Below are 23,461 nucleotides of genomic sequence, written 5' to 3' on the forward strand. Positions count from 1 at the left end.
TCGATGGCCGAAAGAGGTCAGCTATGAACCAGACCCCAGGCAAAACCCACCTCACCGCCCTCGATATCCTCATCGAGTTGCGCTGTTGGCTGGCAGACAACGTCGAGATGCAGACCGAGCCCGCCATCGTGGCTCACCTGCCTAACGGCTCCCCGCTCACCCAGGCCGATAGTATCGAGGCTATTGATGCGCTGCTGCATCAGCTGCGCCATTAGTCCGTTCCAAAAGAGAAATGAGCGATGCGATTACCTAACCCCTATTCCCTTGAGGAAACCCTGAGCAAGCTGCGCCATCGTCTGGCTACTGCCTGCAACGAGGAGGCGCTGGCATTACTGGAAAAAGCCGTCACCAAGGCGCGTGATGACGAGGGTTATGCCAGGCAGCTTGAAGAGGCCTTGCTGCGGGGATCCACCATCGAGATCCGCGAATGCCTCAGCTGCTTTGGCGACTACTTCGAGCGCTCCCGAGACGCACCGCCCTATTACCTGCATCACGATGCCGTCAACGGCATTGATTGTGCGCTCTACGCCATCCTGTTTGATGCGGCTTACCCAGACGCAGAGCAGGCGCACGAATAACGCCAGCATCCCCAAACCCGGATCATCCGCGCCAACACCATGATCCGGATATTCCGATCCCCCCAGCAAGGCCACCTCACTGCAGGTGGCCTTTTGCTTTGCAAGGAGTCATCCCCATGTCTGCTTTCATGATTGACCGCAAGGATTACCTGGCGTTTGCCGTACAGTTACACCGCTTTTGCAATGCCCCCATACCACCGCACTACACCCTTGAGTTGCTGCGCGCCCTCTGGTGGAACTCACCAATGGATGTCACCAGTACCTGGACGTGGCGGGTAGGCCGGCTGGTACGGCTAATGATGCTCGCCAATCGGCGGGCTGTCTGGCATCGCTATCAGCTTGGACATCAGCAGGACCAGAAGGAACCAAGCCAGCGCCGCTCGACCAAGCTGGGACCGGTTAAACCTGCCCATCGTTACCACCAGGCACCACTCACCGATGCCGAACTGGTAGCCCTCTACAAATTCACCTGCTGCGCCCTGTACCAATCGAGTGAATGGACCGGGAGCCCAGAGCAGGCACCTCGGTTGGTAAAGGTAATACAGCAGTTGCAGCAGGCCATGGCGCAAGACGTGCTGACCCGCCTGTCACTGTGGGAGCAAGCCCCCTGGGGGGAGATGCGATGAATCTCTCCACCACCCTGACCATGACGAGTTCACAGCCGGACAGCACAGCCGTGCTAGCCCAACGTATCGCCGAGGACATGGCACACCTGCATCACCGTCTGCGTGATGGGGCCAGTGATGGACTGGGCATCAGCATCAGTTACCTGGTCGAAAAATTTGCGGTGTTGGCAGCGGCTTACCGTGCACCTGCAGAAATGGAGAAACATCCATGATTGAGTTCAATGACAGCTTTAGCCAGGCCGCCGTGGCAGAGGCCATGTGTGCCCATCCGGGACTTGCCAAGCTCATCAGTCAGCAGTTGATGCTGCCGGGCTTTGCCTATGCCCACGATGTGGAGGGGCGACGTATTGGTGGCCCGCTGGTGGCCCCCAACCCTGTGTTGCACAAGACCACGCTCTTTGTCAGTCCACGGGATATGCGTGAGCACCTGCCACGAGAGATTAACTTCGCCCGCTTTCGCTGCGCCTGTAATGCAGCGGGTCAGCCGGTCGGTGAGTGGCAACGGGTAATTGTCGGGGCCTACGTCAACCACGGTAGTAATGACAAGCCGGATTGGAGTAGTCACACCTGAGCCACGGCCACCAGCACACACCCATGCTCCCATACAGCCCCTCACTCCGAGGGGCTGTTTGCATTTGAAGGAAGCCCAACCATGCACGACCTGCGTGATTACAAGACCCTGACCGCTCGGCAGATCACCACTGCCATCGGTCAGCTCAACCACAACACCGCGCCGAAGATAATGACCCACCTGGGATTGCGGGCCAGGCAGCCGCAACCACTCGGTAATGGCCGTAGTAGAGCCAAAGCCCTCAAGCTGCTGCGCAGAGTCAAGAAGGCCCACAAGGCGGGGCGTATCCCGTTTGAACTTACAGTGACCGGCTGCCGCATCGACCGGGGTAGCCATCAGGCTGACCGCTACTATTACGACCGAACACTGCTGGCTCAGGGCTGGCAGCAGTACGACACCGAAGAAGATGCGTGGTACTTCGGCATCTGGATTAACACAGAAAGGCTGGAGACCTTTACCTACGCCGAGGGCGACACCCACCATGTGATTGCGCCAAACGTTGAGGCGTTTCGTACCGAGCTGGCGCGGCTCTACCAGTACCACCCGCAAGCCCCGGCGTTTATCAGCATCGACCCGGAAGCGGGCACGGTGACCCACCATTTTGAAGCCAAACCGGAGGTGTGAAATGGCTAAGAACATCACCATCAAGGTGCCCGGCAAACATCCGCGAACCGGCGAGATCACCACCTTTGAGCTTAAGGGCCAACGCATCGATATCGGCATCGGCGGCCAGGCCGTGCCTTTCCTCATTCACGGTAGGGGGATAGGAACGTCCCTCACTCACATCCCGAGCGGATACCGCATCGCCCTGCTCGGTGGCTGGCTCACCGCTCGTTACGCAATACCTGAAAATAAGCCCAGCAGAACGGCATGCGCCCAGATGGCCATAGACCGGCTGGTGGCTCAATACGGCTCGCTGCACCTGCTGGACCGGCTGAATGGCAAACTGGTTATCAATGAGATGGCTGACTGCGCTCGTTGACGCCAACCGTCTCGCTCATCCACACACAGCATAAAGGGCCAGCCTTCACAGGCTGGCCCTTTGCAACACTGGAATCATCGAACATGACCCGTCTAATCATCGGGCTCGAAGTGCATCGCTATGCCCCCGAGCTCAATAAACTGCATCTGCGTAACCGGCAGACGTTACCCGCTCCCGGCATCACCACCATCAAAGAGGCCAAAGCCCGTCTATTTGGCCGCTGGCAGCCTGGGCATCAGGTAACCATCACGGTGAGTCACCCTGACTACGTCAATCTCTCACGGCTCTACCGGGGGCGACTGGCCAGCCTGACAGACTTTCCAGAGCACCTGACCAGACTACGCCAGCGGCACAACGTGCCCGGCACCCGCATAGACATTCGACTGAGGTATTGCTAATCATGACCACGACAACCACCCACACCAATGACGAACACCGACCCGCAGCGCCAGACCAGTCCACCCGGATTTTTGCGCAGTGGGGCTTGCCCCATACCGTGACGCCGCGCTTTGGCGCTCGTCTCATTCAAGAGCATCATCGTCTGCACTTTCTGTCAGATCGGGCATCACTGGTAGGTGAATGGGCAAAGGAGGCAATAGACCAGCTGGAAATTGCCTTTCCTCGCCTCATCAAAGAACTGGAGGGCAAATTGCTGACAGGCGAACTGGATGCCCGACGTCAGCAGCGTATCACTATCCAGCATGGAGGCTTTACCTGCGAAGCCGATACCCTTGGCAGCCACGGCTATGTCTACTTAGTCATTTACCCAGCGACGAACATGGACGCCAATCCTAAGCGCAAGACGTGACCACCAATCCGCTTGTGGTTACATTTTGGCACCTACTCATCCGTGATTAATGGGATAGGTCGTGGGGAAGCCCAATTCATGGCCTTTCCTTTGTTTTTTTGCCCGCTAACGTGAGACGTTGACCATTTCATCTCTGCAATAACAACGATGCGCAGTGATCACCTTTCGCGTGACATTACGCATAGTGCTGCGGGGTTCATTTGTATAAACTGCCCGCCAGATAATGGATAGACGACTGACGGGCCGGACTTTTTCTCGCCGATGCATCACCTTGGCGGCATCGCCTTCTGTTGACCCACCACCCTGGATAGGCCCCTGCTGTGCCCGTAAGGCTCGGCATGCGCCGTTCCGTCAGTCTGACAACTTGGCCCGCATCCTCACCTTGGCTTTCGCGCAGGTGGGCTGTGACGGCAACATGCATAACCGGAGAACCCCATGACCGACCTCAACGAGCTCAGCCAGGCGCTGCTGGCCGCCGTTCCTGAAGATGGCAGCAGCATCGGTAACCAAGCCCTGATGGAAACCTTGAAAGCCCAATTCAGCGACCTGACCGATGAGGTATTTACCGCCGCACGCGAGACTCTGCTGGAACAGGGCGTACTGCGCAAGGGGCGCGGGCGAGGTGGTGCTGTGCTTCGGGTGTTGGAAGGCGAAGCCGCCGCTGCAGCACCACGCAAACCGAAAGCCAGTGGCAAGGGCAAGCAGGCCAAGGATGAGCCGCAAGCTACCGGTATCGAGGGGCTGAAGAAGACCCTGTGGGCTGCCGCAGACAAGCTGCGTGCCGACATGGACGCCGCCGAGTACAAGCACATCGTGCTGGGCCTTATCTTCCTCAAGTACATCTCCGACTCTTTCGCCGCCCGTCGTGCCGAGCTAACCCGCCGCTTTGCCGATGAGAGCGACGAGTACTTCCTCTACGACTGTGACGATGAGCTGCTGGCCGAGGAGCTGGAAGACCGCGACTACTACCGTGAAGTGAACGCCTTCTGGGTACCGGAAGGGGCCCGTTGGGAGGGGTTGCGGGCCCATGCCAAGCAGGCCGATATCGGTAAGCGTATTGACGATGCGCTGACCCTGATCGAACAGGAGAACCCGCGCCTAAAGGGCATCCTCGACAAGCGCTACGCCCGTGCCCAGTTGCCCGATGGCAAGCTCGGCGAGCTGGTGGATCTGGTTTCCAAGATTGGCTTTGGCAGTGATGTCGGTGAAGCGCGTGACATCCTGGGGCAGGTCTACGAGTACTTCCTTGGCGAGTTTGCCAGTGCCGAGGGCAAGAAGGGGGGCCAGTTCTACACGCCTGCCAGCATAGTCCGGACACTGGTGGCAGTACTTGCTCCCCATCATGGTCAGGTCTACGACCCCTGCTGCGGTTCAGGTGGCATGTTCGTGCAGTCGGAGAGGTTTATCGAAGCCCATGGCGGCAAGCTGGGTGATGTCTCCATCTACGGTCAGGAGTCAAATCCGACCACTTGGCGGCTGGCGGCCATGAACCTCGCCATCCAGGGGATGGACTACAACCTCGGGCGCGAGAACGGGGACACCTTTACCCGCAATCAGCACCCTGACTTGCGTGCCGACTTCGTGCTGGCCAACCCGCCGTTTAACATCAGCGACTGGTGGCATGGTAGCCTCGAGGGGGATCCGCGCTGGGTTTACGGCACGCCGCCTGCGGGCAACGCCAACTACGCCTGGCTGCAGCATATGCTCTACCACCTCAAGCCAACTGGCCGCGCCGGTATCGTGCTGGCCAACGGCTCCATGAGCTCCAGCCAGAACAGCGAAGGCGATATTCGTCGTGCCATGGTGGAGGCGGACGTGGTGGAGTGCATGGTAGCCCTGCCGGGGCAGCTGTTCTTCAACACCCAGATCCCGGCCTGCCTCTGGTTCCTCGCCAAGAACAAGACCCGCCGCCAGGGTGAGGTGCTGTTTATCGATGCCCGCAAGCTGGGCACCATGATCAGCCGGGTGCAGTGCGAACTCGATGAGAGCGCGATTGCCCGTATTGCCGATACCTTTCACGCATGGAAAGGGGACGGGGAGTGCGAGCAGCCTTACGAAGATGTCGCGGGCTTCTGCCGCAGCGTAACCTTGGCCGAGATCACCGAACACGGCCATGTGTTGACTCCCGGTCGTTATGTGGGCGCCGAAGAGGTGGAGGAGGACGATGAGGCCTTTGCCGACAAGATGGCTCGCTTGACCAAGCAACTGGATGATCAGATTACCAAGGGGGCTGAGCTGGATCAGCTTATCCGCCAAAAGCTGGGAGGGTTGGGGTATGGGCTCTGAGTGGCAACAGTTCTGTCTGGCTGATGCAGGTAGTATCGTTACTGGAAAGACTCCGAGGGGGGGCATACCAGAGTTCGAAGGGAGCGATGTTCCTTTCGTAACACCACCAGACTTCAATGGTTCCATGTGGATTGAGCGGGCTAATCGGTCCATCTCTGAGCTTGGTGCACAATCTGTCAAAGGTAGCATCATCCCTCGGTGTAGCGTGCTTGTGACCTGTATTGGTTCTGACATGGGGAAGGCAGCCTTAACGGCATCTCGATGCGTGACTAATCAACAAATCAATGCAGTGCTTGTAGATGAAACTAAGTTTTGCCCTGAGTTTATCTATTACAACTTGAGCTTACGCAAAGACGAAATACGTGGACTTGCAGGTGGCTCGGCCCAACCAATTTTGAACAAGTCTGCATTTAGCCAAATCCGCTTCTGGGCTCCACCTCTTTCAGAGCAAAGAACTATCGCCACAGCACTAAGACCGATCAACGATCGCATCGCCCTGCTACGCGAGACCAACGCTACGCTGGAGGCCATCGCTCAGGCGTTGTTCAAGTCGTGGTTTGTTGACTTCGAGCCGGTTCATGCCCGTGCTCGTGGCGAGCAACCAGCAGGTCTGGCCCCCGAGGTCGCGGCCCTGTTCCCCGACAGCTTCGAAGAGTTCGAGTTGGGTATGGTGCCACAGGGGTGGGCGGTCGGTACACTATCTGAAATTTGTTCGATTTCAAGTGGAAAGCGACCTCCTGAGCGGAGTGATGAACTCTCGGATGAGTGTCACATCCCTTTGTATGGAGGCGCGGGTCTAATGGGTTATACATCAGCGTCACTGTTTGAGACTCCACGTATTGTCACGGGACGCGTTGGTACACTCGGCAAGGTGCATGTAGCATATCCGCCATTCTGGGCTTCTGACAACGTCCTCGTCCTGACTCCAGCAGAGGATTCAATATTTGCCTTCTGCCTACATTGGGTGAGCGCAATAGATGTCCATGCCTTGAATCGCGGATCGTCACAACCATTGTTGACTCAGAAAGACTTAGGGGCTCAGCTGGGCGTCATTCCATTACCTGAGGTCCTTGTTCAATTTGAAGCTACAGTATCGCCACTTTATAAACAGATTCGTGCCAATTTAGAGCAAGCCCAAACCCTCGCCAACTTGCGCGATACACTGCTACCCCGCCTGATCTCCGGTCAACTGCGCTTGCCGGATGCCGAGGCAATGGTGTCGGAGGCGCAAGCATGATACTCGCAACTGAGGCGCACTCCGCTACGCTCGTCGTCAAGTTGACCCAGGGGGCTGTTGATAATGGCTATATCAGCATCGGGCGCCACCAATTTGCCTTCTTTCCTGTGGATGTTATAGCGAATGACCAAGGTGAAGCAGATGCAGCTATTGAGCTGGTTTTGCCAACCGGAGAGAAGGTCACTACCGCCGTGCTGGGTAAGTTTGGCCGGTTGCAGAAACGCTTTGGAACCATGTTCAAGCAGTTGTCTGTATGTGCTGGCGATCAGTTGCAATTGGCTCGGATAGGCTCTGACCCCTATCGGTATCAACTTACCCATATTCCGAATGGCTCGATTATGACTCCTCCCACCCCATCCGCATCGCAGCAGGACGCTCCCATGCCACAACTTGCACCATCCCCACTCAACCAGATCCTCTATGGTCCCCCCGGCACCGGCAAGACCTACCACACTATCAACAAGGCGCTGGCTATTCTCGACCCCGAGTGTCTGGCACAACACGACGATGATGTGAGCCCAGAGGCCCGCAAGGCGCTTAAAGCGCGCTTTGATGAGCTGGTCAAGGAGGGACGTATCGACTTTGTGACCTTCCACCAGAGCTTCAGTTATGAAGACTTTGTGGAGGGGATCCGTGCCGAAAGTGATCCAGATAATGGCCAACTGACTTATGACGTGGTTGATGGCGTCTTCAAGCGCATGTGTGACGCGGTGGCCGCCAAAGTCACGCGCAGCGACAGCCATGAGGCGATGACGCTGGAGGGGCGCCGGGTCTGGAAGATGTCGCTTGGCAATACTCAGGGCGATGATGCCCATATCTTTGACGACTGCATTGAGCAGGGTCTTATCCGGTTGGGCTATGGCAGCTCTCACGACTACAGCGAGTGTAAGACACGCAGCGACGTTCAGCGCGTGTTGGAGCAGTCGGTGGGCAAGATAGACAACGCCTATGACTACACCGTGACCAGCGTGATGACGCTGGTGAACCGGATGAAGATTGGCGACCTCGTGGTGGTCACCGACGGCAACTTCAAGTTCCGCGCTATCGGCGAGATTACCGGTGATTATCGTAGTGACGTGCACTACGAGGGTGATGACAGCTACGCGCAGGTCAGGCCGGTCAAGTGGCTATGCCAGTTCAGCCCCTCGCTCCCATGCGGTGAGCTGATCAACGGCCGCTTTAGCCAGATGACGCTCTATGAGTTGAAGGCACCGACCTTGATCCCGGAGAAGCTGCTTGCTCTGGTCAATGCCACAGCATCACAAGTTGGGTCGCAGAGTGAACCTGGCGTCACGCCATCGAACAAACGCGTATTGATCATCGACGAGATCAACCGGGGCAACGTTTCGCGCATCTTCGGTGAGTTGATCACCCTGATAGAGCCAAGCAAGCGAGCTGGGGCAAGCGAGGCGCTGACCACTACTCTGCCTTACTCCAAGCGCCCCTTTAGCGTACCGGACAACCTCTACCTTATCGGCACCATGAACACCGCTGACCGCTCCTTGGCCGGACTCGATATTGCACTGCGTCGCCGCTTTGTGTTTGAGGAGATGCCGCCCAGGGCCGAGCTGCTTGATGGCGTGGTCATCGAGGAAGAGGGGCACAAGGTAGACGTAGGCCGCTTGCTCCATATGCTGAACCAGCGTATCGAGGTGCTGTTGGACCGCGACCATTGCCTCGGTCATGCCTACTTTATGCCGCTCAAAGCGGCTGCCAAGCCAACCTTGGCGCAGTTGGGATACATCTTCCAGCATCAGATCCTGCCGCTATTGCAGGAGTACTTCTTTGAGGACTGGCAGCGCATCGCCTGGGTGCTCAATGATCATCGCAAGAGCAAGGCTGAGGCGATGTTCCTCACGCCTCCCAAACTCGATATCAAGACCCTGCTTGGTGATATAGCGGTTGGGGGACAACGCCAACGTTGGAGCATCAATGAGAAGGCGTTTAGGCGTATTGAGGCCTATGTCTTGACCATCGAGGGTGACAAGGGGGCGCAGTGAAGGCTCCCATCACGGTTCGTGAGTATGGTCGGCTAACTGTTAGAGATAACGCTGTTAATACGCTGGCGCTTGCCCATATAGACCGGGTTGATTTCGATTGGCTATGTCAGTTGAGCCAGCGCTACAAGGTAAGTCATGCACCCGCTCTTGCGCAGGTGGAAGATAGCCGAACCTTGCAACTGGACAACTACGTGGGGGTGATAGAGACCCCCACCGGGCAGGTGATCGAGATCCTGCCCAAGACCGCCAATGAGGATGACCCACTCGAGGATGGTCGTGAGTTGATCCGTCGGATGCTGGAGCGAGCCCTGGATCTGCCACCCCGTGAAACGGCGGAGGCGTCGCTGGAACGCTTTGATATGCCGCTCAACGAGTGGGTTATCGCGCGCTTTCTGGCCGAACTCGATCAGCTGGTCAAACGCGGCGTGCGCAGTGACTATCAGCGTCTTGAGGCGACAGAGCCGTTCTTGCGTGGTCAGCTGGATGTCGCCCGGCAGATGCGCCAGCCACCGGGCCGGGGCCACCACTTTGCGTTACGTTACGACCTCTTCTTGCCCGACCGGGCCGAGAACCGGCTGCTCAAGCGGGCGCTGGAGACCGTCGCCAATGCGACTCAGCACCCGGACAACTGGCGGTTGGCACAGGAGCTGCGCCACTTGCTGGTGGATGTGCCTGCCAGCCGCGATGTGGAAGGGGACTTCAGACTGTGGCGACATGACCGCTTGATGGCTCACTATCAAGGTGTTCGGCCGTGGTGTGAGCTCATCCTCTATCGTGCCATGCCGAGTGCCCTGAATGGTGAGTGGCGCGGCATCAGCCTGCTGTTCCCCATGGAGAAGCTGTTCGAGCGCTATGTAGAGTCGTGCCTGCGTGAACAGCTGTTGCCCGATGCCAAGTTGGAGCGGCAAGTAAAGAGTCAGTACCTATGTTCTCACCAAGGCAAGGAGATGTTCCAGTTACAGCCGGACCTCTTGTTGCAGCACGGCAACAAGCGTTGGGTGATGGATGTGAAGTGGAAGCGGCTCGATAGCAGCGACCGTGACGGCAAGTACGGCATCAGCCAGGGTGACCTCTACCAACTGTTTGCCTACGGCCACAAGTACCTGACCGAGCAGGATGATGGTCATCTGGTATTGATTTATCCATCATGGAGCCAGCTCAAAGTTCCACTCGAACCTTTTTGTTATGATGCCCGCCTGACGTTGTGGGTCTTGCCGTTTGACTTGGCTGCCAGTTCGTCCCACCGGCTGATATTGCCTTGCCAGCCGAGGGCGGATTCTGCGTGCGAACTGCGCTTGCCACTGAGACCCGCCGAGCCCGCCTGACGGGCGTTTCTCCTTGTTGATGAGTGATGGTGCATGACCGAAGATCAGTTGGAACAAGAGGTGCTGGGGTGGTTGGCCGAGGTGGGCTATCGCGTGGTGTGTGGCTACGACGTTGCCCCCGATTCTGATAACCCGTGGCGTGAGCAGTTCCAGCAAGTGCTGCTGCGCGAGCGCTTGCGGGAGGCGATTGCCCGGCTCAACCCCTCCGTGCCGCTGGTGGCGCGTGAAGATGCGCTGACCCAAGTGGTCAACCTCGATACCCCAGCGCTGCTGTCGGCCAACCGGGCATTTCACCGCTTGCTGGTGAATGGAGTGCCAGTCCAGTACCAGCGCGATGGCGAAACGGTGGGGGACTTTGTCCGCCTCGTTGACTTCGAGCAGCCCACCGCCAACGAGTGGCTCGCCATCAACCAGTTCTCTATCAAGGGGCCCAAACACACCCGCCGCCCCGACATCATCCTCTTCATCAACGGGCTGCCGCTGGTGGTGCTGGAGCTCAAGAACCCGGCCGACGTGCATGCCGACATCTGGAAGGCATTCGACCAACTGCAGACCTACAAGGAGCAGATCCCCGACCTGTTCCAGTACAACGAGATCATGATTGCCTCCGATGGTAGCGAGGCGCGGATGGGATCGCTGTCTGCGGATGCCGAACGCTTTATGCAGTGGCGCACTGTGGATGGGGTCAACCTCGACCCCTACGGCGAGTTTGGCGAGCTGGAGACCATGGTGCGCGGCATTCTGACCCCGGCCATGTTGCTCGATTACCTGCGCTTCTTCGTGCTGTTTGAAGATGATGGCCGGTTGGTCAAGAAGATCGCCGGTTACCATCAGTTCCATGCAGTCAGGGCGGCCATCGAGCAGGTGGTGCTCGCATCGCGTCCAGACGGCAGCCACAAGGGCGGGGTGGTGTGGCATACCCAGGGCAGTGGCAAGAGCATCACCATGACCTGCTTTGCGGCCCGGGTGATGCGAGACGCCGCGATGGAGAACCCGACCATCGTCGTCATCACTGACCGCAATGACCTTGATGGCCAGCTGTTCGGGGTCTTCTCACTCTCGCAAGATCTGCTGCGCGAGGAGCCGGTGCAAGTGAGTACGCGAGGTGACCTGCGTGACAAGCTTGGCAACAGGCCCTCCGGTGGCATCGTGTTCACGACCATCCAGAAGTTCATGCCCGGCGAGGATGAGGACACGTTCCCTGTGCTCAGCGACCGCGCCAACATCGTGGTCATCGCGGATGAAGCACATCGAACCCAGTACGGTTTCAGCGCCTCGCTCAAAGCGCCAGGCAAGGTTGCAGAAGGGGCTGCGCGCTATCAGGTCGGGTATGCACAGCACTTGCGCGACGCGCTGCCCAACGCGACGTTCGTGGCCTTTACCGGTACGCCCGTATCAGCGGAAGACCGCGACACTCGCGCCGTCTTTGGCGACTACATCCACGTCTACGACATGCAGCAGGCCAAGGACGATGGTGCCACGGTTGCCATCTACTACGAGTCACGCTTGGCCAAGTTGTCACTTAATAACGAAGAGCTTCCCCACATCGACGACGAAGTGGATGAGTTGGCCGAGGATGAGGAAGAGAGCGAGCAGGCCAAGCTTAAGTCACGGTGGGCAGCCTTGGAGAAGGTGGTTGGCAGCAAGCCAAGAATTGAGCGGGTTGCCGCCGATCTGGTGGCCCACTTCGAAGAGCGCAATCAGGCGCAGCATGGCAAGGCCATGGTGGTCGCCATGAGCCGCGAGATTTGCGTGCACTTGTATGATGCCATCGTGGCCCTGCGCCCCGACTGGCATGACCCGGACCCCGACAAGGGGGCCATCAAGATCGTGATGACCGGTAGCGCTTCTGACAAGGCATTGCTGCGGCCCCACATCCATGCCACCCAAGTGAAGAAACGGCTGGAGAAGCGGTTCAAAGACCCGAGTGACCCGCTCAAGCTGGTCATCGTGCGTGATATGTGGCTGACCGGCTTCGATGCGCCCTGCGTGCATACCCTCTATGTGGACAAGCCGATGAAGGGCCACAACCTGATGCAGGCGATTGCACGGGTGAACCGGGTGTTCAAGGACAAGCAAGGCGGGCTGGTGGTCGATTACATCGGGATCGCCAACGAGCTCAAGAGCGCCATCAAGGAGTACACCGCCAGCAAAGGACGGGGCAAGCCGACCGTCGATGCCCATGAGGCCTACGCGGTGTTGGAGGAGAAACTCGATATCCTGCGCGCCCTGCTGCATGGCTTTGATTACAGCGACTACCTCACCGGTGGCCACAAGCTGCTCGCCGGGGCCGCCAACTTTATTCTTGGCCTTGAGGATGGCAAGAAGCGCTTTGCCGACAACGCGCTGGCGATGAGCAAGGCGTTCACGCTCTGCTGCACCCTTGACGAGGCCAAGGCAGTGCGGGAAGAAGTGGCCTTCTTGCAGGCGGTCAAAGTGTTGTTGACCAAGAAGGCGATCTCCCAAAAGAAGAAAACCGACGAAGAGCGCGACTTGGCCATTCGCCAGATCATCGGCAATGCGGTGGTATCGGGCGATGTGGTCGATGTGTTTGAAGCGGTGGGGCTCGACAAGCCCAATATCGGCCTGCTCGATGATGAGTTTCTGGCCGAGGTGCGCAACCTGCCGGAGCGCAATCTTGCGGTGGAGTTGCTGGAGCGACTGCTGGAGGGGGAGATCAAGTCGAAGTTCGCGACCAACCTCTCCCAGGAGAAGAAGTTCTCGGAGATGCTGACCAAGGTGATCGCACGCTATCAGAACCGCTCCATCGAAACCGCACAGGTGATCGAGGAGCTGATCGACATGGCCAAGAAGTTTGCCGCCGTAAGCAAGCGGGGGCAGGCCTTGGGCCTTAACGATGACGAGCTCGCCTTCTATGATGCGTTGGCCAACAACGAGGCGTCAGTGCGTGAGCTGGGGGACGAGATACTGGCCAAGATAGCCCATGAGCTGACAGCCAACCTGCGCCGTAGCGTGACCGTGGATTGGAGCAGCCGCGAAAGCGTGCGCGCCAAACTGCGGCTGATGGTCAAGCGCATCCTGCGCAAGTACAAGTACCCGCCAGACCAGCAGGAAGAGGCTGCTCAGCTGGTTCTGGCGCAGGCAGAGAGCTTGTGTGAGGTGTGGTGTTGAGTGGGGGAGGCGCGAGCCTCCCTCACCTTATCTATCAAGATGTGTAGATATGGCTTACTTCAGTATGACGCTGCCTGAAGGTATCTGGTTGGCCTCTTCGAGGCTCAGGTAGCGTGGGCCTTGTACGCTGGCCAGTGACTTGAATAACCACGGATGCGGCTTTAGCCAAGCTTTGGTGTCTTCGTAAACGTCTCCACCGACCACGAAGTAACGACCATCACACCCGTCATCGTGTAGTTCATTGGCATCAGGTGCCGAGAGTTTCAGCTGGCAGCCTTCGATGACAACCACGACTTGAGACTTGTAAACCCCAATGACGGTGGAGATTTTGTTGGCCATATCACTTGAAACCCGCCAAGCGCTAATGGCGCCCTTGTAAGCACCTCGGCTGGAGTAGGTCTCTACCAAGTTGGCTACCAATGCCGTCACAATACGTACCTCGTTAAGTTGTTTGGAATGCGGTTTGTTGCTAGTGACCTGCATAGCCACCGATGAACGTGTTGATAGGGTCAGCGCGACTTGAAGTAGGCGACCTTTTCAAGGAAGTAGCGACCCAGTTCACCTTGATGTTGGTTCGCTTCGCTTTCTGCGTGGCCAAGTGACCGTTGCGCTCCTTCCATACCGCATATGCGGCGGCCTTCTCGACCTCGACCCGTTCTTGCTGCTCTTTCGGTAGGGCACACAGATTGTGACTCATACTGACATCTTTGTTATTTGTTGGCGCCATGGTACGCCATCACTGGCATGCGGGACTTGCGCTGGTTCAAAGGTGGTGCGCTATAATGGCTGTATATAAATACAGGTGTTTTGCCATGAAGCTGTTAACCCCAGACCCATCACCCGCCGAGGTGACCATCCCGCTGTTCTTGCACCGCGCCTCTTGTGGCTTTCCCAGCCCAGCCAGCGACTATCTGGAAGGGAAGTTGGACCTTAACACCCACTGCGTGTCGCACCCTGCAGCAACCTTCTATCTGCGTGCCGAGGGGGAGAGCATGACCGGGGTCGGCATCTTTCCCGGTGACTTGCTGGTGGTCGATAAGAGCCTCACCCCTCGCCATGGTGATGTGGTGATTGCACAACTCGATGGCGGCTTCACGGTAAAGACCTTGCAGCTCAAGCCGAGGTTGCGGCTGCTGCCAGCCAATCCGGCGTTCGCGCCTATCGACCCTTGTATGAGTCTCTCCCTGGAGTTGTTCGGAGTGGTCACCCATGTGATTGGCAATCTGAGGCAGCGTGATGGCTATAGCGCTCGTTGATGTAAACAACTTCTACGCCAGCTGTGAGCGGCTGTTTCGCCCTGAGCTGCGTGGCCGCCCGATCGTGGTGCTCTCCAACAACGATGGATGCGTGGTGTCGCGCAGCCCCGAAGCCAAGGCGATGGGTATCAAGATGGCTGGGCCCTACTTCAAGATCCGCGAGCAGTTCGAGGCGCATGGCGGTGTGGCGTTCAGCTCCAACTACGCGCTCTATGGAGACATGTCTGGCAGGGTGATGAGCACGTTGGAGACCATGGCCCCCGAGCTGGAGGTCTACTCCATCGATAAGAGTAAGTTGTATAGTGCGGACGCCTAAGCTATTGAGTTCTATCTATGGACATTGTTAAGCGTCCCAGGGGCGTTGAATGGCGACGCTAGAGCGCATTCATTTCGTGCCCCATTACCTCGTGCGCAGAGAGAACGCCGTCGCATACTCCCCCAGTAGCAGCCGGCCATCCATTGAGGGCTTGCCCCAAATCTTTTGGGCAGACTATGCACCTTGGAGGGAGGCAAACCTGTGGGCAGTGGAGCGAGCAACGACTGGTGACGCTTCTCTTAAGACCGTTGCCAGTAACATGAATGGCCTTCTCAATTACGCTAAATTTCTTGAATCTCGTGATTTGCAGTGGTTCGAGTTTCCCGCTCGCAAAGCTGACCGCTGCCTGGTGCTATACCGAGGGGCGTTGATCAAGATGCGCGATGCCGGCCAGATCGGCCCATCCACGGCGTCTGAGTACATGCGCAATTGCATCATGTTCTATCGGTGGGTAAGGCATAGGGAGCTTCTTTCTCCACACGTCCAGCTGTGGCGGGAAAAACCCTACGTCGTTAAATACTTCGACCGGGTGGGGTTCGAGCGAACGATCAGCGGAACCACCACCGACCTCAGCATCCCGAACCGTAAGCGCCCAGGCCAAACGCTTGAAGATGGGCTGTTGCCAGTCTCGGAGACCGATCGCGATGCAATTCTGGATTTCGCCGCAGAGAACGCCACGCCCGAGCTCTACCTCATGTTGGCCCTTGGATTTTTTACCGGGATGCGGCTCGGCAGCATCTGTGATCTCAAGATTCAGTCTCTGGAGCGCGCCGCCCCCGACCCTTCCGCTGAAGGGCTTCTACGCCTTGCAGTTGGTCCAGGCGCAGCTCCGCCAGTGCACACGAAATTCGGTGTGACTGGCCAGGTCTGGATACCCGAAGCGTTGCGTGATGAATTGCTGGAATATGCCAAAGGCTGGCGGAGGATGGAACGAGAGGCGAAAGCCTCGCCCGAGAATCGTGATTTGCTGTTCTTGACCCGCTTTGGTAACGCCTATGGCAGGCGCGGCACCGATCAGTCATCTGCTGTGAATGTTGAGATGTCCGAGTTTCGAAAACGGGGCGTCAAAGCAGAACTACAGGTGCTCCGTAAATTCCGCTTCCATCAGTCGCGCTGCACCTTCGGTACCGAATTGGCACGTCTGGCGCTATCGGCTTGTGCCGATGTCGCTATTGTAATTGCGACGGTCAGCGACGCGTTGCTCCATGGGCCTAACTCTGAAGCCACCACCTTCAAATACATCCGATTCGTACAGGCACTGCCGATCAAACAAGCCCTCTCAAATAGCTTCATGGCGGCATTTAGCGGGATCGGCGCTGGGGCGCGGCACGATGGATAGTTCCGAATTCGACCTCACTTTCCCGATGCTTGAGTATGGGGCCACTGAAACGCCCTGGGACCTCCGGCCGCTGCTGTTTCGCGGAGGTGCAGCAGCAAAGGTGAAGCATGTGGGCCGCCAGATCGCGCAGGGCGAACTCGGCAGTCCCTTGCCGGAACGTTTCGAGCTGGTGACGCAGCTGCATGAGCACATGACTGACGACCTTGCTGGTGGCGGAAGTCGCTTCTCGGTGCAGAACAAGATCAGTGCATTGCGCCGATTCTTTGCCTGGATCGATTCAGAAAACGTGAATCTCAGTCTCGAGACGGCGGCCGACACGTTCATTCGTTGGACCGATCACTTGCTCCAGCGTCATCGAGTCGAACGCAATTTCAGCGATGGGTCCCTGTACGATCTCACCAGGCTCACGGCGACGATGCTGGACCGAGCATTGGACCGCCAAGCAAGCCTGAGCAAGAGCACACGTATTCGCAAGCCGCGCGGCAAAGGCAAGGTACATACGAGCAAAGCGGACAAGCAGAATCTGCAAAACACCTTCGCATTCGGACACCTTCTAGCTGACGTATGCGAGGCATTGACCTGGAGGGGGACAATGGCCCCCCTCCCAGTTTGTATTTCGTTACGCACCGGCCAAGTGCTGGAACTATGGTCGGGATTGCAGAGCCCCGAGAAAGTAGCGGCCCGCCGTACCAGGCCGCAAAACCAAGCGCAAATCGAAGCATCCCTGGCGGCGCGTGCCGCCCACGATGCAGATCGGACACTGCGGACCCGTTTCCCCATCGTCAATTTACGGATCGAGAGTGAATTGCTGATGTTCATCGCCCAGACCGGTCTGAACCTCCAGCAAGCACATACCCTGCGGGTTGAGCAGTTTCATTACACCAGCCACATAGACGGCTACCAGGTACGTACCTACAAAAATCGACGGGAAGGAGAAGTGCTATTCGAGATCTTTGCCAGTTATCGAGAGTGGTTCGAGCGCTATCTCGAATGGCGTTCCGAATGGTTTCCCAATGAGCCGGATGGTTTGCTCTTTCCGCTTATACGTAGCGGGGGACGAATCCTAGAAGAGGCGACGCAGTTCACGAACGTTACGCGCATCTGCCGCGAGCTTGGCATACCGATAGTGAGACCGCGAAAACTGCGCGGGACGCGCATCAACTGGTTGCTTCGGGAGTCCCAGAATCCCCAACAGGTTGCGGAGTTGGCCCAGCATACGGTGCAAACGCTGATACGCGTATATGCCGACCCCCATCCGCAGATCGCTATGGTGGAAATTACGCGCTTCCATCAGCAAACCGATCCGTCCCTTTCACCTCCTGCTCCTGGTAGATGTGTATCGGCCACACCTGAACCAGTGGGCACGATGCCGAAGAATGGTCCGCGACCCGACTGCATCAATGCTGCCGGTTGCCTGTTCTGTACCCAGCACCGGGATATCGAAAGTGAGGATCATGTGTGGTCTCTCGGTAGCTTGCGCCACCTCAAATCGCTTGAACTGGCACGCTACCGCCCATCCAGTTCGGGTAAGCACCTGACGACAGAGCATCCGGCCCTGCTGGTGATCGATCGGCTGACGGCCAAACTGCGCTTCTTCGAAGAAAGTAGCGAGGTCCGCAGGCTTTGGGTCGAAGAAGCCAGAGCGCGCATAAGTGAAGGTGACTACCACCCGGCCTGGGATGGCTTCATCCGATTGGCAGAACTGCGACAAAGATCAGCATGACGAAAAATATTCTTTCCGAACTTGGCCTCGGCATCGACTCGCCCCTAGCGATTCCTGATGCGCCGAACTACCGTCCGCCGTGCTGGCCACCGCAGCGTGATTGGCCGGTCATCATAGATGCCGCTGGCCAGGTGGTGAGCCGTTGGGGCGATGCCATTTGGCGGCTCGACCCATGGGCGGGAAAACGGCTCACTCTCAATTTCGGCGATGGCCCAGCTAAGAAATATGTCGCCGCGATCGATCCTGCGAACGCCGATTTATTGCGGACCGTAATCGGCTGGTGGCTATACGGCCCCAATGGAGCCCGTGGATACCGAGGCCTGAAAACGCGCTTCGACCAGATGCGTCGGCTGTTCGTCTTGTGCACTCAAGAAGGCATTCTCGCATCCGAACTGAGTCATTTTCCGCGCGTTGCCGACCGTCTCCCGGAGGTGCTCCAGGCTTCCCGGTCCGGTGAGTTCTTGGCATTGCTGCACGAACTGTACGAGCGGCGGGATGCGCTGGGGTTCACCTTGTTGGATCGCGCAGGGTTGGCACGCCTCGCAGCGGCCATGCCCGACCACCAGAAGCTCCAGACCCCCTATATCCCGCCCCGCATTTGGCACTATCAAATCACACGCTTGCGCGAATGCCTGGATGACTTTTTGGCGCATCGAGGCCAAGTCGAGGAGTGCTTCCGCTTCTGTCTGGCTGCCTATCGGCACAACTCTGCCAGTCTCCAAGGACAACGCAGGCCACAATCGTTCTATCCGTTTCAGTGGCCGTCGGATGGATCAAACGGAAAGTGGACTGGGCGGCAGTACTACGGCCCATTCATCGACACCGCGCATCGGTTTGGCATGGTGGAACTATTTCGTCGCTGGCTGGGAGTGAGCGACGACGAAATTCGCATTCAAACTCTGAGTCGCTACCTCAACCTCGTGAGTCGATCTGGACTGTGCTATCTGCTGAACTTCAGCCTCATGCGAGTCGAAGAGGCTTGGAACCTGCGCGCCGATTGCTTGCACATAGAACGTGATCCGCAGTTTGGCGACATCCATGTATTGTGCGGACGAACGACCAAGACGATGTCGGATTCTGAGGCACTTTGGGTGACGTCCCCGTCAGCTCAGGTGGCAGTTGAAGCCATGCGTGTGGTCGCAGACCTCCGCGCAGAATGCGACTCTCCCCCCGGCGAGGCCTCGGTGCCGGATGATCCGGCCAAGCGCTATCTGCTTGATTATTGCCTTGAACCGTGGGGAACGAAGTTCACCAAGATCAACCGCACGATTCGGCCATCGATTCCGAGCTATGCCCATGTGCTTCAGTGGTTCGACAAGCTGTTCGACCGTGAGCAATTGCGCATTACGCCGGAAGATTTCGAATTGGCTCGGTTGGTGACGCCGACGCTGACCGACGAGTTTGCGGTCGGCAAAATCTGGCCGTTGGCCTGGCATCAACTCCGACGAACCGGCGCAGTGAATATGCAGGCATCCGGGCTGGTCAGCGACGCTTCATTGCAGTTTCAGCTAAAGCACGTCGCCAGAGCGATGAGTCTCTACTACGGGCAAAACCATTCCAGGGTACGGCTGGAAGAGAAGGCCCATACCTACTACGTCCGCACCATGTACGAAACTTTGGGTAGGCAGCTGCAACAGCTGACGAGCAACCGATTCGTCAGCCCCCACGGCGAGAAGCGAAAATCTGAGATTGTCCGCCTAATCTCAGCCTCTGATGCTAAGAAAGCGATCAATCTGGCTAAGAAGGGGACGGTCACTCATCGACCGATTTTGCTGGGCATCTGCACGAGCCGTACCCCCTGTCCCTATGGGGGCATCGACAATATCGCTCGCTGCGGAGGGGGCGACTCCCCCGGAGAAACCAAACCATGTGCGGACGTTCTCTATGACCCCGAGCAACTCGACGAAGTCGAAGTGTTGGAGGCGGTATTGGATGAGCGCCTGGCCGCTGCCGAGGTAGACAGTCCGCTAAGGACTTCGTTGGAAGCCCAGAAACGTAGTGTGGAGAATTATCGCCATGTCATCCGGCAAACATGAATCCGCTGACCCGGCTAAGCGAATGAGTGCCGGCGAGCAGTATCGCGCAGCGTTCGAGCGGCTGAAGAGCAACAAGCCCGAACGACTGCCGAAGGGGACGCCCGTAAGTCAGAACAACGTTGCCAAGGAGGCCGGCAGCGACCCCTCTGCACTGAAAAAAGCTCGTTTCCCCCTACTGATCGCTGAGATCCAAAAGTACGTGGAAGGACACGCTGAGCAACGTCCGCCATCAGTGCGCCAAGTCAGCTTATTAGCCCGCAGAAAAAATCGTGGACTTCGAGAACGGATCGAGGAAATCACGCAGCAGCGTGACCACCTAGCCAGCCTACTCAGTGAGGCCGACGCCACCATTCTTGAGCTGTACGACCGTATTGCGGACTTGGAGCGCCAACTGCCGGCCTCCAATGTGCTTCCTCTTGATCCGCGAGGCCACAAAAAACTTTGAAACGGAGAGCTCGCAATATTCGAAAGAAACACAGCCATGCCCGACCAGCCCGGCATGAAACGTCGGGCTAGCCGCCGAAGAGCTTCTTGCGTTGCGCGGTCCGCTCCCGGCGTAGATTCTCGTAGGCAGTTCGGCGTTTAGTCGCGTTTTTGATTAATTCCAGGACCTGGGCGATATCGCCGAGCAACTCCTCACGCGCGGGAAGCGGTAGTTGGCGCTCGCCTGGGGTGTCGTGGGCCTCGGTAGCTTCGCAGGCCCGCGCATACACTGCCAGCAACTGCTCCCACTCCTCTGCGGGGTGGCCAATGACAGCACCAAATGCTTCTACGCTCACCACATCGCTGAACGGCTGGACGGTATTGTTCAAAAAAACCTCGCGTATGGCGCGCTCGACAGTGCCTCGGAGGCTTGAGTATCCCGATGCGATTTGCCGCTCAAGCTCATCATCCGGGTCGCTGCCGACCGGAACGTTCAGTGCTTTCGCACGACTTTCGAGATCGGCCAGGCGGGCCTTGGTGTCCATCGTCGTCCACGTCAGCCCCTCGCTCACTAGTCCCGGCGACTCGTCCCAACCGATGGTCTTGTAGCTGGCCGAGCGATCAGCGCGCTGAAGCGCCATCGCGAGCTCGGTCAGGAACACCGCATCATGGGTGAACACCAGGACTTGGCGGGTCTCAGCCAGCGCTACCAAACGCCGAGCTATGGCCCGACGATATACGTGATCCAGCGACGTAGACGGATCGTCGAAAATAACGGTCGAAGTATGTGGCAGGGATTCGAGCTCGGCGAGGAACATAGCCATCCCCAACGCGCGCTGCTCGCCCTCTGACAGCACCTTGGAGGCTTTCGCCGTGATTTCCTGCAGGCGCAGCGTGACCTTGGTCACCCCCAGCTCTGTGCGCCCGCTCAGGTCGGGTTGCACCCGTCGCTTATAGCCCAGGGCTTTCAACTCAGCATTCATAGAAGCGGCCAGAGCCTCGGTCACATGCGTCGCCGCCAGGGACGTCAGTTTGCGTGACACTGCCGCTGGGTTGAGGGCGGCATGGCAGCGGCTCAATGTGGCATGGACCTGACTGTCCTGAACAAAGCGCTCCACCGCGCCAAGCTGGTTGGCGAGGCGTTGTCGGGCTTCTAGCTCTGCCAGTTCTTGGGTCAGCGCCAAGCGTAGAGCGGGATCGGCAGAGGTCCGCAGGGTATTGGCGTCGACTCGGAGCGAAGCAGCTTTGGCGGCGAAGAGACTATCGAGGTTTGCTTCGATAGGAAGCGGTTCTGACTCGGGGGACCAGTTTCCAGTTTGCAGGGCTTGGCTAACCCAAGTATGCCGGGCGGTCCAGACCGATGCCGCTGCGGTGATGGCAGCGTGTAGGTCGGGCAGTCGCTCCTCCACGTCAGCCCGTGTTGGCACATCCAGAACGTTTAGATCGACAGCCTGCACCTTCCCTAGAGCGTTCATGCGCGCAAGCGTGGCGGCTTGCGCATCCGCCGTGGCGCTGTCGGCGACAAATGCCGCGAAACGCCGCATGCGCTCCGAGGCATCCGTTGAATAAGGTTGCTGGCAGAGTACGCAGTAAGCGTCCGGTTCCAGGTGCGGGAAGGGATGTTCAGGGTATGCCGTCTGCTGAGAGAAAGCCTCAGCGGCTCGGTACATCGTTTGCCAGAGTTCAGCTCCTGTGCCTTCCAGCAGCGTGGCGGTGGGTGAGGACGTTACCGGCAACTCCATGGCGTTCAGTGTGTCTCGATCCTGAAGACGCGCTTGCGCCAGTTGCATGGCGAGATGCGCGGTTTTTTCCGTTGTAATCAGTTCCTTTGCCCGTGCTATGGCACGATCATTCACCCAGCGCTGGACTTCCTCGGCTCGACGCTGCGCCTGGTCCAAGCGTGTCGCCAAACGTTCCAAGGCCAGCGCCTGCGGCACAGGATCGCTTTCCAGTAATGTCCGCTTCAGAAACTCCAGTCGCCGGAGTTCATCGTCACCGACCGTCCCTAATCGAGCAAGCACGGCGCGGTCCGAGTCCCCACCTAATTTGGCGATGTAGCGGCCGACTTCGGTGTCACCCTTCAGCGGTTCGAATTGCCGGGTATCCAGAGCCAAGGCATTGCGTTCGGTCCCAATCCGTGCCTGTAAATCACGCTGAAGTAGGACCAGGCGCGTCAGATGAGTGAGTCCGTAGGGCTGAAATGCAGGGGTCCCTTCCGCGTCGATGTAGTCATTGGCACAGGCCGCGTCGTAGACCGAGACCGAACTCAAATGCAAATGGGCCGGCCCGTTCTGGACCCAACGTGCGGTTTCCGGAGTGCCATCCACCAAAATGGCGAAATCTGCTGATGGCAGTCTAGCTGGGGTTGCCGCCCCAAAAGCGTCGGGCAGGACCTCCACCCGATGCCGAGCGTTGCAGGCATTCTTGAAGACGCGGGCGTAGCCGGATTTGCCGGCGCCGTTATGACCAAAGAAAATGGTCATGCCCTCCGGTGCGAGGTCAAAGGCACGACCGGACGGGAAGCCGTTTACCTGGTCTAGCCCCGAGACACCCACCAACCGCACGGTTGCGCCACTTCCGGCGCCTGGTACGTCGTCCAGCGTGAATGGCCGTGCTCCCCCCGTGGTTGCGTCTTCCCGTTCTTGCTCGCGAACCATTCGCAGAATGGTCTCGATGTCATCTTGGGTTAGTTCGGCCCGGGCAAATATCCGGCGCAGTGCTTCCTGCTGCCAGGGTCTGAGTCCGCCGGCCCACCCAATAATCTCGTCCAACAATGGCATATCCGTCTCCTTTCCAGATCCGCCGATTAAAGGCCGCGCCCAG

General features: G+C 58.1%; 23 protein-coding genes and 1 pseudogene. 20 read left to right on the top strand and 4 right to left on the bottom strand.

From position 1 onward, the window contains the following. The first annotated feature begins 23 nt into the window (after positions 1–23). The 11 genes from OKC43_RS17505 to OKC43_RS17555 all read left to right on the top strand — a co-directional run bounded on the left by OKC43_RS17505 (position 24) and on the right by OKC43_RS17555 (position 7,088). On the top strand, positions 24–215 hold the full coding sequence (locus tag OKC43_RS17505) for a hypothetical protein (protein WP_029303518.1): 192 nt from the start codon (positions 24–26) through the stop codon (positions 213–215). A gap of 24 nt (positions 216–239) precedes the next feature. After that, positions 240–578 (top strand): hypothetical protein, encoded by a 339-nt coding sequence (locus tag OKC43_RS17510; RefSeq protein WP_181023123.1) that lies wholly within the window; start codon positions 240–242, stop codon positions 576–578. Between the two features lie 116 nt (positions 579–694). Further along, positions 695–1,204, top strand: coding sequence for a hypothetical protein (locus tag OKC43_RS17515; RefSeq protein WP_043852032.1), 510 nt, complete (start codon positions 695–697; stop codon positions 1,202–1,204). Next, entirely contained in the window at positions 1,201–1,416 is a 216-nt protein-coding gene (locus tag OKC43_RS17520) for a hypothetical protein (RefSeq protein WP_043852031.1), read from the top strand. Before OKC43_RS17515 ends, OKC43_RS17520 begins: the two co-directional genes overlap by 4 nt. Then, on the top strand, positions 1,413–1,775 hold the full coding sequence (locus OKC43_RS17525; RefSeq protein ID WP_213393433.1) for a hypothetical protein: 363 nt from the start codon (positions 1,413–1,415) through the stop codon (positions 1,773–1,775). Before OKC43_RS17520 ends, OKC43_RS17525 begins: the two co-directional genes overlap by 4 nt. Before the next feature lie 81 nt (positions 1,776–1,856). After that, entirely contained in the window at positions 1,857–2,399 is a 543-nt protein-coding gene (locus OKC43_RS17530; protein WP_103828994.1) for a hypothetical protein, read from the top strand. A 1-nt stretch (position 2,400) separates the two neighbouring features. Then, positions 2,401–2,757: a hypothetical protein gene (locus OKC43_RS17535; protein ID WP_043850493.1), complete on the top strand. Its 357-nt coding sequence runs from the start codon at positions 2,401–2,403 to the stop codon at positions 2,755–2,757. 83 nt (positions 2,758–2,840) lie between these two features. Next, complete coding sequence (locus OKC43_RS17540; protein WP_201976391.1) at positions 2,841–3,155, top strand: hypothetical protein; 315 nt, start codon at positions 2,841–2,843, stop codon at positions 3,153–3,155. A 2-nt stretch (positions 3,156–3,157) separates the two neighbouring features. Further along, positions 3,158–3,565 carry a type IV toxin-antitoxin system YeeU family antitoxin gene (locus tag OKC43_RS17545; RefSeq protein WP_029303594.1) on the top strand — a complete coding sequence of 136 codons (408 nt, stop codon included), beginning with the start codon at positions 3,158–3,160 and terminating at the stop codon, positions 3,563–3,565. 435 nt (positions 3,566–4,000) lie between these two features. After that, entirely contained in the window at positions 4,001–5,851 is a 1,851-nt protein-coding gene (locus tag OKC43_RS17550) for a class I SAM-dependent DNA methyltransferase (RefSeq protein WP_270657421.1), read from the top strand. Further along, positions 5,841–7,088 carry a restriction endonuclease subunit S gene (locus tag OKC43_RS17555; RefSeq protein WP_201976388.1) on the top strand — a complete coding sequence of 416 codons (1,248 nt, stop codon included), beginning with the start codon at positions 5,841–5,843 and terminating at the stop codon, positions 7,086–7,088. Before OKC43_RS17550 ends, OKC43_RS17555 begins: the two co-directional genes overlap by 11 nt. Here OKC43_RS17555 and OKC43_RS17560 read toward each other — a convergent pair. Beyond that, the gene (locus OKC43_RS17560) at positions 7,037–7,408 is read right to left on the bottom strand and encodes a hypothetical protein (RefSeq protein ID WP_201976384.1); all 372 of its coding nucleotides are present in this window, start codon (positions 7,406–7,408) and stop codon (positions 7,037–7,039) included. The genes OKC43_RS17555 and OKC43_RS17560 overlap by 52 nt on opposite strands. Positions 7,409–7,468: 60 nt before the next feature. On the opposite strand from OKC43_RS17560, the gene OKC43_RS17565 reads away from it, so the two are divergent. From OKC43_RS17565 to OKC43_RS17575, 3 genes are read left to right on the top strand one after another with little or no spacing between them, the layout of a single operon-like run. Further along, positions 7,469–9,088 carry an AAA family ATPase gene (locus OKC43_RS17565; protein ID WP_234923785.1) on the top strand — a complete coding sequence of 540 codons (1,620 nt, stop codon included), beginning with the start codon at positions 7,469–7,471 and terminating at the stop codon, positions 9,086–9,088. Further along, complete coding sequence (locus OKC43_RS17570) at positions 9,085–10,413, top strand: McrC family protein (RefSeq protein WP_270657422.1); 1,329 nt, start codon at positions 9,085–9,087, stop codon at positions 10,411–10,413. Before OKC43_RS17565 ends, OKC43_RS17570 begins: the two co-directional genes overlap by 4 nt. 33 nt (positions 10,414–10,446) lie before the next feature. Next, positions 10,447–13,545, top strand: a complete 3,099-nt coding sequence (locus OKC43_RS17575) for a type I restriction endonuclease subunit R (RefSeq protein ID WP_201976382.1) — start codon at positions 10,447–10,449, stop codon at positions 13,543–13,545. Between the two features lie 54 nt (positions 13,546–13,599). On the opposite strand, the gene OKC43_RS17580 is transcribed toward OKC43_RS17575, so the two are convergent. Both OKC43_RS17580 and OKC43_RS21745 read right to left on the bottom strand, forming a co-directional pair. Continuing rightward, complete coding sequence (locus tag OKC43_RS17580; RefSeq protein ID WP_201976379.1) at positions 13,600–13,884, bottom strand: hypothetical protein; 285 nt, start codon at positions 13,882–13,884, stop codon at positions 13,600–13,602. A 130-nt stretch (positions 13,885–14,014) separates the two neighbouring features. Further along, positions 14,015–14,272: a DUF3283 family protein gene (locus OKC43_RS21745; protein WP_442778420.1), complete on the bottom strand. Its 258-nt coding sequence runs from the start codon at positions 14,270–14,272 to the stop codon at positions 14,015–14,017. 85 nt (positions 14,273–14,357) lie between these two features. Here OKC43_RS21745 and umuD point away from each other — a divergent pair, with 85 nt between their 5' ends. The 6 genes and pseudogenes from umuD (at position 14,358) to OKC43_RS17610 (ending at position 20,660) form a co-directional block, all read left to right on the top strand. Then, a complete protein-coding gene (umuD, locus tag OKC43_RS17585; RefSeq protein WP_077097232.1) occupies positions 14,358–14,801 on the top strand; it encodes a translesion error-prone DNA polymerase V autoproteolytic subunit in 444 nt (147 codons plus the stop codon). Then, a pseudogene (locus OKC43_RS17590) lies at positions 14,782–15,099 on the top strand (Y-family DNA polymerase); the annotation flags it as partial. The gene umuD and the pseudogene OKC43_RS17590, both read left to right, overlap by 20 nt. A gap of 277 nt (positions 15,100–15,376) precedes the next feature. After that, positions 15,377–16,456 (top strand): site-specific integrase, encoded by a 1,080-nt coding sequence (locus OKC43_RS17595; RefSeq protein WP_226632504.1) that lies wholly within the window; start codon positions 15,377–15,379, stop codon positions 16,454–16,456. After that, positions 16,449–18,179, top strand: a complete 1,731-nt coding sequence (locus OKC43_RS17600; protein WP_034039553.1) for a site-specific integrase — start codon at positions 16,449–16,451, stop codon at positions 18,177–18,179. The genes OKC43_RS17595 and OKC43_RS17600 overlap by 8 nt, the downstream gene beginning before the upstream one ends. After that, positions 18,176–20,215 (top strand): hypothetical protein, encoded by a 2,040-nt coding sequence (locus tag OKC43_RS17605; protein ID WP_034039551.1) that lies wholly within the window; start codon positions 18,176–18,178, stop codon positions 20,213–20,215. The genes OKC43_RS17600 and OKC43_RS17605 overlap by 4 nt, the downstream gene beginning before the upstream one ends. Then, positions 20,196–20,660, top strand: a complete 465-nt coding sequence (locus tag OKC43_RS17610; protein ID WP_023443007.1) for a hypothetical protein — start codon at positions 20,196–20,198, stop codon at positions 20,658–20,660. The genes OKC43_RS17605 and OKC43_RS17610 overlap by 20 nt, the downstream gene beginning before the upstream one ends. 67 nt (positions 20,661–20,727) lie before the next feature. Here OKC43_RS17610 and OKC43_RS17615 read toward each other — a convergent pair whose 3' ends face one another. After that, a complete protein-coding gene (locus OKC43_RS17615) occupies positions 20,728–23,418 on the bottom strand; it encodes an AAA family ATPase (protein ID WP_058131653.1) in 2,691 nt (896 codons plus the stop codon). Positions 23,419–23,461 lie beyond the last annotated feature (43 nt).

The sequence above is a fragment of the Aeromonas sp. Y289-2 genome, assembly GCF_027705925.1.
GTDB lineage: Bacteria > Pseudomonadota > Gammaproteobacteria > Enterobacterales > Aeromonadaceae > Aeromonas > Aeromonas veronii.